The following is a 12643-nucleotide window of genomic DNA, read 5'->3' as shown; positions in this document are numbered from 1 at the left end:
AGAGGCAGGCCGTGACGCGAGTCGCGGCCTTATTTGTCCTGCCTGTCGATCCATGCGCGCAGCTCTTCGGTCTCGTGACGCGCGTCCCTGAGGCCGTCCATCGCGGCGCGCAGTTCCGCCTCGGTCTGGGCCAGCTGGTTGGTCAGCTCTGCCTCGCGCTGCTGAAGATAGGTGATCGCCTGATCGCGGGTTTCTTCGGCTTCGTGCAGTTCCTGGCTCATCCGGTCCAGCTGTGCCACATCGTCGGCGGCCACGCGGGTGAAGCGATGCAAAAGCCAGTTTGCGAACCATCCGAGGCAAAAAGCCACGAACAGAATGGCCGCTGTCGTCAGAACGAATTGGAAACGAGGGCTCATTCGGTGGTGCTTTCTTCTTCTGCGTCTTCTGGCTGGGCGTCCGCAGGCGCGGGATCAGCGCCCTCGGCGGCGCTTTCTAGCGTTGTTTGTTCGGGCGTGTCCACAGTGTCCGGACGGATCAGTTTGAATTCGATCCGGCGGTTTGCCTCGCGGCCTTCTTCGGTCTGGTTATCGGCGATGGGGTTTTCCTCGCCGTAGCCCTTGGCGCTGTAGGAGCCGGTCAGCACACGGCGCGCGCGCAGCTCGTTGAGTACCGATTCCGCGCGGCTCTGGCTCAGCGACAGATTCATGCTCTCGCGGCCCTGGCTGTCGGTATAGCCCTGGATTTCCAGCGGGATATCACCGCAGGTTTTCAGCACTTCGGCGATGTCGTCCATGGTGCCGAGCGCCGAAGCGTCGATGGTTGCCGATCCCGGCTCGAAGTTGATCTTTCCGCGCGACACGATTTCCGCGATCTCGGCCTCGCATTCGTCCGGCGTCGGCAGCCCCAGAACGGGGTCGAGCTTTTCCTGATAGGTCACGTCGACGTCGAAACTGGCGCCTTCGCCCAGCTTCCCGGCCAACAAGGACGCGACCTCGGTCGAGGCATCGGGATTCCCGGTATTGCCGGACAGGCTCAGCCCGTCTGGCGTGACCCGCAGCGCCCCGTTGCTGAGCATCCCCAGTCCTTCCAGACCGGCAAGCACACGGGTTGTCCAGTCCTTCGGCAGGTCATCGACAACCCGCGTCGCCGTGTACACCCTGTCGGATCCGAAGCGCGCCTTGGCATAGCTGGTGGCCAGTTCGCGCAGCGCCACGTCAGACACCCGGCCGCGCAGCTGTACCTGGCCCTCGGGGCTCAGCGTGGCGGTGAATTCCTGTGGACCGGCATTCGGATCGACGGTGTCGGGCAGACTGGCCTGAAGGGCAAAAACATCGGGCAGGGTGCTTTCCAGCTCGCCCACCACCGTGTCGAATTCCGACTGGCTGGTGCCTTCGGCGGCAACCAGCGTGATATCGGCGTCCGCGATGGTCACCGATCCGCCGCCGATCTTTGCCAGCGCGTTGATGGAGGCCGTGACGGCATCGGCCCAGCTGGGGCTTGGCACGCCGAGGCCCACGGTACAGCGCGGATCCTCCGCACCGGCGGCCACGGCGGTCGCGACGATGCGCTCCAGCGCGGCTTCGGTATCAGCCGAACAGGCATCGAAACGTGCGCCGTTCTCGGTGATCTGGAACCGCGTGGTGAAGGGGGTGATGACCGGACGCGGCGCGGAAATCTCGAGGATCAGTTCGACCTCGGAGGGCACCGTGCGTTCGAGGTATCGTTCAAGGTCTGCCTTGGCCTGCGCGCTGTCGGTGATCGCGGTAATCGCCACGCGATTGGCCTCGACCGACACTTTCGCGCGCGGCAGACGGCTCATGGCGCTCAGCGCGAAATCAAGCGCGCGGTCCCAGCCGTCGGGCGCGGGGTAATCGGCGCTTTCCAGCAGGTCGGTGACACCGGTGGACCCCTGAAGGCTGTTGAAGCGTGCGATGACATAATCGCGGTCGGTGGCGGTTGGGATCAGGCCGATGACCGACAGGCCGCTGTCGTTGCGCAATATCTCGGCCGAGAATTTGGGTGGCGCGATCGCATCCTGCGCCGCGACGCTCATTTCGTCCACCACGCGTGCCGCATCGACAACCGTTCCAGCTGTGCTCAGCGCGGAGAAGCGGATTGCCTCGGTCGGCGCGGTGCCGGAGAGCGCGATCTGCAATCCGTTGGCCTGCACCTCTGCCCAGGTCATGCCCCGCGCGTCCAGAGCGTCCCGCACACCGATCTCCGATGACTCCTCTATCAGCTTTACCGAGAAATTCGCAGCAACCAGTGACACCACTGCGGCAGCGGCAAAAGTGAGGAAAATCATGAGGAGGGATGACAGTCGCATGGATTCTTTCAACGTCTGTTGACGGTCCAAAGGTGATACGATGGCAAGTGCGGACGTGCAATCACAGCAGCAACGCGGTGGCGAAAAACAGCAGCGGGATCACGCCGGTATCGCGGTTGGCCCGAAACAATTGCAGCATCTTGGCCGGATCGTCGATGTCGAGGCCGCGCAGCTGCCACGCCATGTGCCAGCCCATGGCCCACGGCCCGGCGATCGCTACGGCCAGCGCCAGCACCGACGCTTCCGGCAGACCGGCATAGACCACGGCGATTCCCATCAGGCCGACAGTCGCCATGAGGAACCGGCGCAGCCATTGTCCGGAGCGTTGCCCGAAGAGCCGCGCGGTCGATTTCACCCCGATCAGGGCGTCGTCCTCGGTGTCCTGATGGGCATAGATCGTATCGTAGAACAACGTCCATGCGATCCCCGCCAGATAGAGCACGACAGCGGGTGCATCGAGCCTGCCTGTATGCGCCGTCCAGGCCAGCAGGGCGCCCCAGTTGAAGGCGAGACCCAGAAACACCTGCGGCCACCAGGTGAACCGTTTGGCGAAGGGATAGATCGCCACCGGCACCAGTGCGAGGATCCCCAGACGGATCGCGGCGGCGTTGAACGTCAGCAGGATGCAGAAGGATACCAGTGCCTGCACGACCATCCAGACCACCGCGCCCCGCGTGCTGACCTGACCCGAGGGGATGGGCCGCGACCTCGTCCGCGCTACCTGCGCGTCGATGTCGCGGTCGGTGATGTCGTTCCATGTGCAGCCCGCGCCGCGCATCAGGAAGGCACCGATGGCGCAGCCCGCGAAGATCCACAAGTCCGACCAGCGCGCCTGCCCGTCATAGAGCATCGCAAGGCTCAACCCCCACCAGCAGGGCAGCAGCAGCAGCCATGTTCCGATGGGCCTGTCGGCGCGGCTCAGGCGCAGGTAGGGGCGCGTGGCGGCAGGGGCGTAGCGGTCGACCCAGTTTCGCGCGTAGGCATCTGCAACCACGCCGTCTGACGGCTGCTCTGGCGGTGGAGGGCTGTCTTGCATATATCGGCCTTATGGACGCAAAAATCAGACTGTATGTAGATCACCCCTTGGGGCAGGAGCAAACGGTTCCTTTGGACCGCGCGCAGGCGCATTACCTTTTCGGGGTGATGCGGCAGGCCGTGGGCGGGGCGGTGTTGCTGTTCAATGGCCGTGACGGCGAATGGCACGCGACGATCACCGATGCCGGCAAGCGCGGTGGCGCCCTGCGGGTCGACGCGCAGACACGCCCCTTGCAGATGCCGCCCGACCTGTGGCTGTGTTTCGCCCCAATCAAGAAGGCGCGCACCGATTTCATCGTCGAAAAGGCGGCCGAGATGGGGGCGGCGCGGATCGTGCCTGTCCAGACCGAATTCACCAACGCGGGCCGGATCCAGCGCGACCGGTTGCAGACACATGCGGTCGAGGCTGCCGAGCAATGCGGTGGCACCTACGTGCCCGAAGTGGCCGATCTGTACCGCATGGACAGGCTGCTCGACCAATGGCCGGGGGATAGGCGGATCATGTTCTGCGACGAGGCGCTGTCCGACGATCAGGCCCCGCTGGCCGGCGATCCGGGCCCCTGGGCAATTTTCATCGGGCCCGAAGGCGGCTTTTCCGACCGGGAACGCACGCGGCTGCGCGAACATCCGGCAGCGGTGCCCGTGTCGCTCGGCCCGCGCATCCTGCGCGCGGATACGGCGGCGGTCGCGGCGCTGACAGTCTGGCAGCAACGGTTCGGAGATTGGCAATGACGCAGGTGTATTCGCTGGAGGGGCAGCATGTTTTTCCGGCCTGAAGCCAAGGCCGCGCTGTGGCGCTGGCGCGAGGTTCTCGTAGCAGGGGCCTTGGTGTGTCTTGGCCTGTGGTGGCTGCTGGGGCCCGGCGGGCTGTTGGCGGTGCCCGCTGTGGCGCTGGTGGGGATCGGGGCCGCGCTCGCGTGGATCGGCGTGCAGCGCGCGCGGTTTCGCGGCAACGGCGAAGGGGCGGGCGTGGTGTCGGTCGATGAGGGGCAGGTCAGCTATCTTGGTCCGCTGACGGGCGGTGTGGTGGCGCTGCGCGATCTTGAGCGGATCAGCCTCGTGCGCACGGCACGCCCGCCGCACTGGCAGCTGGACGCCCCGGGACAGGAGCCGGTGATGATCCCCGTGAACGCCGCAAATGCCGACGCCCTTTTCGATGCCTACGCGTCGCTGCCGCAGTTTCACACCGAACGGATGCTGTCCGAACTCAGGGGCGGGACGGCTCAAGCGGTCGTGATATGGGAACGCACCCCCTTGCGCCCGGCCCACGCGCTGCTGCATTGACGCTCCAGTGATTCCGCTTAGATTGCGGGACCAAGCGTAACCGAGGAGCCTCTGCCCATGTCCATTCCACAATCCGGCGGCGGGCCGATCGAAAGTTTTGATCAGTTGGCACAATATCTTGCCGATGGCTGCAAGCCCCGCGAAGACTGGCGCATCGGCACCGAACACGAAAAGTTCGGGTATTGCCGCGACACCCACAAACCGCTGCCCTACGAAGGCGACCGCTCCATCCGGGTGATGCTGGAAGGGCTGCGCGACCGCCATGGCTGGGCGCCGGTCGAGGAAGCGGGCAAGATCATCGGTCTGGAAAAGGACGGCGCCAACATCAGCCTCGAACCCGGCGGGCAGCTGGAACTCTCGGGCGCGCCGCTCGAGACGATCCACGAAACCTGCGACGAGGTAAACACCCACCTGCGTGAGGTGAAGGACGTCGCCGACGAGATCGGCGTCGGCTTCATCGGTCTGGGCGCCGCGCCGGAATGGACCCACGATCAGATGGATCTGATGCCCAAGGGCCGCTACAAGCTGATGAACGACTACATGACCAAGGTCGGCACCATGGGCCGCGTCATGATGCGCCGCACCTGCACCGTGCAGGTCAATCTGGATTTCGGGTCAGAGGCCGATCTGGTGCAGAAAATGCGCGTGGCCGTGGCATTGCAGCCGCTTGCGACGGCGCTTTTCGCCAACTCCCCGTTTTTCGAGGGCAAGCCGAACGGCCACAAATCGTGGCGCTCGCGCGTGTGGCGCGATCTCGACGATGCGCGCACGGGCATGATCCCCTTCGTCTTCGACGAGGGGTTCGGCTTCGAGGCGTGGGTTGATTACGCGCTGGATGTGCCGATGTATTTTGTCTACCGCGACGGCAAATACATCGATGCGCTGGGCCAGTCCTTCCGCGACTTCATGCAGGGCAAACTGCCCGCGCTGCCCGGAGAGACGCCAACGCTCAGCGATTGGGCCGACCACCTGACAACGGCTTTCCCGGAAGCGCGGATGAAGAAATTCATCGAGATGCGCGGTGCCGATGGCGGCCCGTGGCGGCGTCTGTGCGCGCTTCCGGCCTTCTGGGTCGGGCTGATGTACGACCAGAATGCGCTGGATGGGGCGTGGGATCTTGTGAAGGGCTGGGATGCCGAAACGCGCGAAGGTCTGCGTGTGGCCGCATCCGTGGACGCGCTTCAGGCCGAGGTCAACGGCGTGAAGATGCACGATCTTGCCCGCGAAGTCGTCGCCCTTTCCGAAGCGGGTCTGAAGGCCCGCGCGCGCCCCGGCGCGGGGGGGCTTGTCCCTGACGAGACGCATTTTCTCAATGCGCTGAAGGAAAGTGTCGAGACCGGTAAAGTGCCAGCCGACGAACTGCTGGAACATTACCACGGCGACTGGAACGGCGATCTGAGCCGGATCTACGCCGACTTCTCCTACTGAAGCGACCGGCGCGGCGTGGCGCTCAGGCGCTCGCCGCGGGCTTCAGGACCCGGCTGCGGTAGTAGTCGGAGATTTCCGCCTTGCGGGCAGCTTCCATTTCCGGCGTGACGGGCTGGTCCTTGTCGAACAGCAGCGCGTAGCCCTGCATCGCGCGCTTTTGCGCATCGGCCTGCCGGTTCTTTTGCGACCCCTGGGCGGCGCGGGGGGCCGCAGCGGCCATCACGGCCGGAGACCCGTGTACCGATGTCGTCTGGCGCGAGGGCAGGGCATACATCACCATCAGCAGCAATCCCCCGACGATGGGCACAACGCTTGCGAGGATCCAGAAGCCGGAAAACCCCGCGTCATGCAGGCGCCGCACCGAAAGGCTGGTCATCGGGATGATGAAGATCAACGACACGAGGCCCGAATAGAAATCGAAAAATCCCAGCCCGATCAGTGCCTCCGGCCCGCCAGCCGCGAAGAGCGCCGACACGCTCAAAAGATCCACGACAGCCGCCGCAATGGTGAAAGTCCCGACAAACAGCGCGACCCACCAGAATTCCGACCGCGACGCACGCCCCGAGAAGTTGAAGATCCGCACAAAGGCAAGGTTAAGGGCGGTGAACGGTCCGGTCATTGCTGTCTCCTCGTTGTCCCGCAGAGGTTGCATCGCGTCTGTGTCCGCGAAATGGGCGGATTGTGGCGAAAGCGAGAGGTTGCAGAAACGCAGTGTTTCCCGTTCGGGGGTAGTCGCCCCCATCGGTGGGACAATCAGTCGGCGCGATAGCTTTGTGCGAAGCGGACGACCTTGTCGTGCGGCATCTCGCAGGGGGCAAGTTGGTCACCGGCGGTCAGGCTATAGAAATTGAGACTGATATAGTCGCTGCCGTCCAGCGCTTCGGCGACCAGCTTTTGCGACTTGCCCCCGTTGAACAGGCTGCGCGTCACGAGGTAGAGGCGGCCAAAGGCCTGTCCGCGGCTGGTGCCTTCGGGAATGGCGTCAAGGGTGGCCGCAAACCCGTCGGGTGCGGCCTGTCTCACCCCTTTTGGCCGATCTTGGGTTCGGTTCCGGCCCGCAGGCGCGCGATGTTCGCGCGGTGACGCCAGAACACCAGAAGCGTCAGCAGCGCGCCCATGACCAGCCCGTAGCCGAAGCCCAGAAAGACCATCAGGAAAGTCGATGCCGCCGCCGAGGTGAGGCCGCCCATAGACGAGGTGCGGCTGAGAAACGCGGCCAGCAACCAGATGACACAGGCCGCGAGGCCCACCGGCCACGCGAAGGCGATCAGAATGCCGAGGAATGTGGCGACACCCTTGCCGCCCTTGAAACGAAGCCAGACCGGATAGCAATGGCCCAGCATCGCGGCGACCGCCGCAAGCTGTGCCGCGTCTTCCCCGGTCAGCATCCGGGCCAGCAGGAGGGCTACGGCCCCCTTCGCCCCGTCCAGCAGCAATGTCGCCGCCGCAGCGGGTTTCGATCCCGTGCGCAACACGTTCGTGGCCCCGATGTTGCCGGATCCGATTTCTCGCAGGTTGCCCAGCCCCATGGCCCGCGACAGCAGGATGCCGAAGGGGATTGATCCGATCAGGTATCCGGCAAGCGCCCAGAGGATCAGCAGCGGCAGCAATGTTTCGATCAGGGGCATGGATGGCCTTTCGCTTCAGTTCTCGTAGACGCAATTGCCAGCGACATACGTCGCCAGAACCTTACCTTGCAGGCGCATGCCGTCGAAAGGGGTATTTCGCGATTTCGACCGCAGCGTGGCCCGGTCGAGCACGAAGGGCTTGTTCGGGTCGAAGAGCACCAGATCGGCGGGCGCGCCCGCCTGCAACCGTCCCGACGCCAGTCCGAGCCGCCGCGCCGGGTTGAAAGACAGCGCACGCCACAGCTGCGGCAGGTCGATCATCTCGGCGTGCCACAGGCGCAGCGCCGCTGGCAGAAGCGTCTCGAGCCCGACCGCACCCGAGGCCGCCTCCTCGAAGGGCAGGCGTTTGCTTTCCTCGTCCTGCGGCGTGTGCATGGAGGAGATCACGTCGATCAGACCGGAGGCCACCGCCTCGACCATCGCGATGCGGTCCTCCTCGTCCCGCAGGGGCGGCTTGAGCTTGAAGAACGTGCGGTAATCCGCGACGTCCAGCGCATTGAGCGTCAGGTGGTGGATGCCAACACCGGCGGTCACATCCAGCCCGTTTGCCTTTGCCCGCTTCAGTGCGGGCAGGGCACGGGCGGTGGTGATCTGGTCGGCGTGATAGCGCGCGCCGGTCATTTCGACCAATACCATGTCGCGGTCCAGCGCCATACGCTCGGCCATCGGTGACACGGCAGGCAACCCGCGCAGGGAGGCGAATTTTCCAGATGTGGCAACCGCGCCCGCGCTCAGGATCGGTTCCTGCACATGCGCGATCACCAGCGCGCCCAGACTGCGCGCATAGGTCAGCGCGCGCTGAAACACCTTCGTGTCGCTGACGACGTGATCGCAGTCGGTGAAAGCCACCGCGCCCGCGTCCATCAGGAATCCGATCTCGGTCATCTCGCGGCCCTCGCGGCCCTTGGTCAGCGCGGCCATGGGCAGGACCTGCACAGGCGACGCCTCGTTCGCGCGGCGGGTCACGAATTCAAGCGTTTCGGGGCTGTCGATGGCGGGTGTCGTATCGGGGCGGGTGACCATCGTGGTGACCCCCCCGCGCGCGGCAGCCAGCCCGGCGGAGCGGAAGCTTTCCTTGTGCCGCTCGCCCGGCTCGCAGACTTTCACGCCCAGATCGACCATGCCGGGGGCGAGGTACTGTCCGCCGCAATCCACGATCTGACCCTTGGGGTTGGCAATGTTGCCCTGCGTAACGGCGGTGATCTGGCCTGCCTCGACCGTGACGGACCCTTCGCTCAGCGTTCCGGCCTCTGGATCGATCAGCTGGGCGTTGATGAAATGCAGCGTCATGGGAACACATCCTTACTGAACCTGGCTAGGAGGTGACGGTTTTTGGCCCCTGCGTCAATGTCGACCCGCTGCCACCGCTGCCCTGTCATGCCACGGGTCCGGCCACGGCCCTGTCGCGCGCCCTGAGGATTTGCGCGGCGATTTCAGAGGGATCCTCGACATAGCTGATCCTGACGCGCATCCCGCCGCGCAGGAACGCCACAACGCTGTGGCCAAGACGGCTGCGCACATCGACCACATCGGCCAGCGGGATGCTCTCTTCTCCGTCGGGGAACCCGTGGGTGAGCGTTTCGGTCGTCAGCTGCCAGCGGGTCTGGCGGATGGATCGCCACCTGAGCGGATCGTCGAAGAGCACGAAATAGACCAGAGCCATGGCCGGCCCCGCGTAAAGCGCCTGCCAGTAGCCCGTCGCAACCCCGATGGCCCATCCCGCCGCCGCCATCACCGCCAGCGTCGCGACACCGACAAGTGCGACGTGTTTGACATAGACAGAGAGCGAAGGACGCCAGGCGGCCAGAGGCACGTTCATCCGGCCAGCCAGATCATGCCAAACGCCACGGCGAAGATGACCAGCAGGGCGATCGTTGCGATTCTGCCCGACATTTTCGGATCGGGTTTGGGTTCTTTCATGTCAGCACCAGCCAGAGAACAAGAAGGACAATCGCGAGCATCACCAGCCCCAGAACGCTGCCGAGGCGCGATTTCACCGGACGCGTGGGCGTTGCCGTCTCGGCGGAGTGGGGCCGTGCGGCCTCGGTCCGGATCGGCGCCGCCGCGCGGCTGCGCGTGGGCTCCGCGTAGGTTCCGATCAGGGTAAGCGCAGGATCGGGTGTCACCGTGACCGCGCCGTCCCGCGCGACAGACGAATGCAGCAGCAGCACATAGCCGTCCAGCCCATCCAGACGCCCGCGATCCGCGCCAAGCGCTTCGCGCGGGATGCCGTACCCTTCGGCGAGATAGGCGGCAAGGCCCATTCCCGCCAGATCGCTGATCGCGAAAAGCTCGATGTCGCGTTCGTCGACCCCGTGCCCCAGAAGGTCGCTGGCGACGGCGGATTTACCTCCAGACGCGATCTGGCGCGACATGTCGGGGATCGGCTTCGAGATTGCAAAGACGCGCACAACGCCCAGTTCCTGCTGCGGAATTTCAATTTTCGCCATCTTCGCATCCTTCGCCTTGTTCACGCGTCACGCCCGACGCTACTGCGCATTTTCACCGCCCACCTACAGGGAGACAAGGCGCAGGCCGCGCGTTTCGTTCCGGTCCGCCGCGATTTGCCCTGCGCCCGTTGCGCTCATGCGGCAGCAGAGCGCCGGTTGCGCGCCAGCAGATCCATCGCGGCCATCCGGACAGCCACGCCCATTTCAACCTGATCCTGGATGACGCTGCGGTTGATGTCGTCCGCCAGCGTGCCGTCAATCTCGACCCCGCGGTTCATCGGGCCGGGATGCATCACGATGGCGTCTTCCTTTGCGTGCGACAGTTTTTCGGCATCCAGCCCGTAGCGGTGGTAATATTCGCGCTCGCTTGGGATGAAACCGCCGTCCATCCGTTCCTTTTGCAGGCGCAGCATCATCACGACATCAACGTCTTGCAAGCCTTCGTGCATGTTATCGTAGACCTCGACGCCGAGGTCCGCGATCTGCGCGGGCATCAGCGTCGGCGGCCCGATCAGGCGCACGCGATTCTCCATCTTGCCCAGAAGGATGATGTTCGAGCGGGCCACGCGACTGTGGGCAATATCGCCGCAGATCGCGATGGAAAGCCGGTGCAGACGGCCCTTCTTGCGCCGGATCGTCAGCGCGTCCAGCAGTGCCTGCGTGGGATGTTCGTGCCGCCCGTCGCCCGCGTTCAGAACGGCGCAATTCACCTTCTGCGCCAAGAGGTCGACCGCGCCCGACTGGGGATGGCGCACCACCAGAAGATCGGGGTGCATCGCGTTTAACGTCATGGCGGTGTCGATCAGCGTCTCGCCTTTCTTGATCGACGACGCCTGCATCGCCATGTTCATCACATCCGCCCCCAGACGCTTGCCCGCGATCTCGAAACTGGCCTGCGTGCGCGTCGAATTCTCGAAGAACATATTGATCTGGGTCAGGCCCGCCAGCGCGTCGGCGTGTTTGTTGGGCTGCCGGTTCAGGGCGGCGTATTCGTCCGCCAGATCAAGAAGGGCGGTGATGTCGCCGGGGTGCAGAGGCTCTATGCCAAGAAGGTGGCGGTGGGCGAACGACATGGGCAACCTCGTCTGTTTAAAGCGTTATAGGCGCGCAATGGAAGGCGGGCAAGCGCAGGCCATTCCGGTTGCAGGTCAAGCGGCGTAAGGTCCGGTCATGGAATCACTCGATCATCACACGGCGCGGGCCATGCTGGAATGGCAGATAGAGCTGGGCGCGGACGAATGTATCGTCGATCTGCCCGTTAATCGCTACGATTTGCCGGAAAAGATCGCCAAGCCCGAGGCGGCCTCCGCCCCGGCCCGGGGGCCTGCCGCGCCTGCGCTGCGCGCCGAAGCCGACCCGGTGGCCGAGGCGCAGGCGGCGGCGTCGGCTGCGCGCACGCTGGATGACCTGCGGGCCGCGATCGAGGGGTTCGAACATTGCGATCTCAAGCGCGGCGCGCGCAATCTGGTGTTCAGCGACGGTATCGCAGGGGCCCCCGTGATGATCGTGGGCGAGGCACCGGGCCGTGAGGAAGACCGTCAGGGCAAGCCGTTTGTCGGCACTGCGGGCCAGTTGCTGGACCGGATGTTCGCGGCGCTCGACATGGGCCGGACCCGCGAAGACGCGCCGATCTACATTACCAACACGCTGCCGTGGCGCCCCCCGCAGAACCGCGATCCCAAACCCGAGGAAATCGCGATGCTCAAACCGTTTCTGCTGCGCCATATCGAACTGGCGGATCCCAAGGTTCTGGTGATGATGGGAAATTGGGCCTGTCAGGCGCTTCTGGGCAAACGCGGCATCACGCGGCTGCGCGGGGGCTGGGAAAAGGTTGTGGATAAACCTGCGCTGCCGATGTTCCACCCCGCTTACCTGCTGCGCAATCCTGCCGCGAAAAGAGAGGCTTGGGCCGATCTTCTCACCCTCAGAGAGGCTGTGGACAAGTGATCGACCCGACCTTGCTGCTGGCCTTCGTGCCTGCCGCCCTTGCCCTCAACGTCACGCCCGGACCGGACATGATGCTCTGCCTCGCGCAGGGGCTGCGCAGCGGCCCGCGCGCGGCCTGGGCGGCCAGTGCGGGTGTCAGCACAGGGGGGCTGATCCACGTCACGATTGCAGGTCTGGGGCTGGGCGCCGTGATCGCCGCGATACCGCAGGCTTTCGATATCATCCGGTGGATCGGCGTGGCCTATCTGCTCTATCTCGCGGTGCGGGCCTTTCAGGGCGGACGGCTCAAGGCCAGTGCGCCGGGCATGAGCGCGCAGCGTGCCTTCTGGACGGGCCTCTTCACTAATCTGAGTAATTTCAAGGTGATCTGGTTCGTTCTTGCATTCATACCTCAATTTGTCAGCCCCGATGCGGGCCCGGTGTTCCTCCAGTTTCTGACCTACGGCATCATGATCGCGCTGGGCGGGCTGGTCGTGAACGGCCTTGTGGGATCCTACGCCGGAACGCTGGGCCGCACGCTGGTGCGCCAAAGCGATGTGTTGGGCTATGTCACGGGGACGATCTATGCAGCACTGGCGCTGCGCCTTGCGGTAATGGAGTAAGCG

The 12643-nt window shown here is 64.8% G+C and carries 15 protein-coding genes; 5 read left to right on the top strand and 10 right to left on the bottom strand.

All coding sequences use genetic code 11. The annotated features are described in order from the left end of the window. Positions 1-29 precede the first annotated feature (29 nt). The 3 genes from ABMC89_RS08500 to ubiA all read right to left on the bottom strand — a co-directional run bounded on the left by ABMC89_RS08500 (position 30) and on the right by ubiA (position 3302). Entirely contained in the window at positions 30-356 is a 327-nt protein-coding gene (locus ABMC89_RS08500) for a hypothetical protein (RefSeq protein WP_349567178.1), read from the bottom strand. Continuing rightward, complete coding sequence (locus ABMC89_RS08495) at positions 353-2266, bottom strand: OmpA family protein (protein WP_349567176.1); 1914 nt, start codon at positions 2264-2266, stop codon at positions 353-355. Before ABMC89_RS08495 ends, ABMC89_RS08500 begins: the two co-directional genes overlap by 4 nt. Before the next feature lie 61 nt (positions 2267-2327). Further along, positions 2328-3302, bottom strand: a complete 975-nt coding sequence (ubiA, locus tag ABMC89_RS08490) for a 4-hydroxybenzoate octaprenyltransferase (protein ID WP_349567174.1) — start codon at positions 3300-3302, stop codon at positions 2328-2330. A gap of 11 nt (positions 3303-3313) precedes the next feature. Between ubiA and ABMC89_RS08485 the strand changes: the two genes are divergently transcribed. The 3 genes from ABMC89_RS08485 to ABMC89_RS08475 are packed head-to-tail and all read left to right on the top strand — an operon-like array spanning position 3314 to position 6013. Continuing rightward, positions 3314-4033, top strand: coding sequence for a 16S rRNA (uracil(1498)-N(3))-methyltransferase (locus ABMC89_RS08485; protein WP_349567172.1), 720 nt, complete (start codon positions 3314-3316; stop codon positions 4031-4033). A 27-nt stretch (positions 4034-4060) separates the two neighbouring features. Further along, positions 4061-4585 (top strand): hypothetical protein, encoded by a 525-nt coding sequence (locus ABMC89_RS08480; protein WP_349567170.1) that lies wholly within the window; start codon positions 4061-4063, stop codon positions 4583-4585. Between the two features lie 57 nt (positions 4586-4642). Beyond that, complete coding sequence (locus ABMC89_RS08475; RefSeq protein ID WP_349567168.1) at positions 4643-6013, top strand: glutamate--cysteine ligase; 1371 nt, start codon at positions 4643-4645, stop codon at positions 6011-6013. Positions 6014-6035: 22 nt separating this feature from the next. On the opposite strand, the gene ABMC89_RS08470 is transcribed toward ABMC89_RS08475, so the two are convergent. The 7 genes from ABMC89_RS08470 to ABMC89_RS08440 all read right to left on the bottom strand — a co-directional run bounded on the left by ABMC89_RS08470 (position 6036) and on the right by ABMC89_RS08440 (position 11164). Next, positions 6036-6632, bottom strand: coding sequence for a DUF805 domain-containing protein (locus tag ABMC89_RS08470; protein WP_349567166.1), 597 nt, complete (start codon positions 6630-6632; stop codon positions 6036-6038). Between the two features lie 134 nt (positions 6633-6766). Next, entirely contained in the window at positions 6767-7036 is a 270-nt protein-coding gene (locus tag ABMC89_RS08465) for a hypothetical protein (RefSeq protein ID WP_349567164.1), read from the bottom strand. Continuing rightward, positions 7033-7641, bottom strand: coding sequence for a glycerol-3-phosphate 1-O-acyltransferase PlsY (gene plsY, locus ABMC89_RS08460; protein ID WP_349567162.1), 609 nt, complete (start codon positions 7639-7641; stop codon positions 7033-7035). Before plsY ends, ABMC89_RS08465 begins: the two co-directional genes overlap by 4 nt. 15 nt (positions 7642-7656) lie before the next feature. Then, positions 7657-8931, bottom strand: coding sequence for a dihydroorotase (pyrC, locus tag ABMC89_RS08455; RefSeq protein WP_349567160.1), 1275 nt, complete (start codon positions 8929-8931; stop codon positions 7657-7659). A gap of 85 nt (positions 8932-9016) precedes the next feature. Beyond that, positions 9017-9460 carry a hypothetical protein gene (locus ABMC89_RS08450; protein ID WP_349567158.1) on the bottom strand — a complete coding sequence of 148 codons (444 nt, stop codon included), beginning with the start codon at positions 9458-9460 and terminating at the stop codon, positions 9017-9019. Positions 9461-9557: 97 nt separating this feature from the next. Beyond that, entirely contained in the window at positions 9558-10091 is a 534-nt protein-coding gene (locus tag ABMC89_RS08445) for a hypothetical protein (protein WP_349567156.1), read from the bottom strand. 134 nt (positions 10092-10225) lie between these two features. Next, positions 10226-11164 (bottom strand): aspartate carbamoyltransferase catalytic subunit, encoded by a 939-nt coding sequence (locus tag ABMC89_RS08440; RefSeq protein WP_349567154.1) that lies wholly within the window; start codon positions 11162-11164, stop codon positions 10226-10228. Positions 11165-11261: 97 nt separating this feature from the next. Here ABMC89_RS08440 and ABMC89_RS08435 point away from each other — a divergent pair, with 97 nt between their 5' ends. Beyond that, a complete protein-coding gene (locus ABMC89_RS08435; RefSeq protein ID WP_349567152.1) occupies positions 11262-12038 on the top strand; it encodes a uracil-DNA glycosylase in 777 nt (258 codons plus the stop codon). Then, a complete protein-coding gene (locus ABMC89_RS08430; RefSeq protein ID WP_349567150.1) occupies positions 12035-12640 on the top strand; it encodes a LysE family translocator in 606 nt (201 codons plus the stop codon). The genes ABMC89_RS08435 and ABMC89_RS08430 overlap by 4 nt, the downstream gene beginning before the upstream one ends. Positions 12641-12643 lie beyond the last annotated feature (3 nt).

It is taken from the genome of Sulfitobacter sp. HNIBRBA3233 (assembly GCF_040149665.1).
GTDB lineage: Bacteria > Pseudomonadota > Alphaproteobacteria > Rhodobacterales > Rhodobacteraceae > Sulfitobacter > Sulfitobacter marinivivus.
Note: the sequence above shows the minus strand (reverse complement) of the source record. Positions and strands in the feature narration are given on the sequence as shown.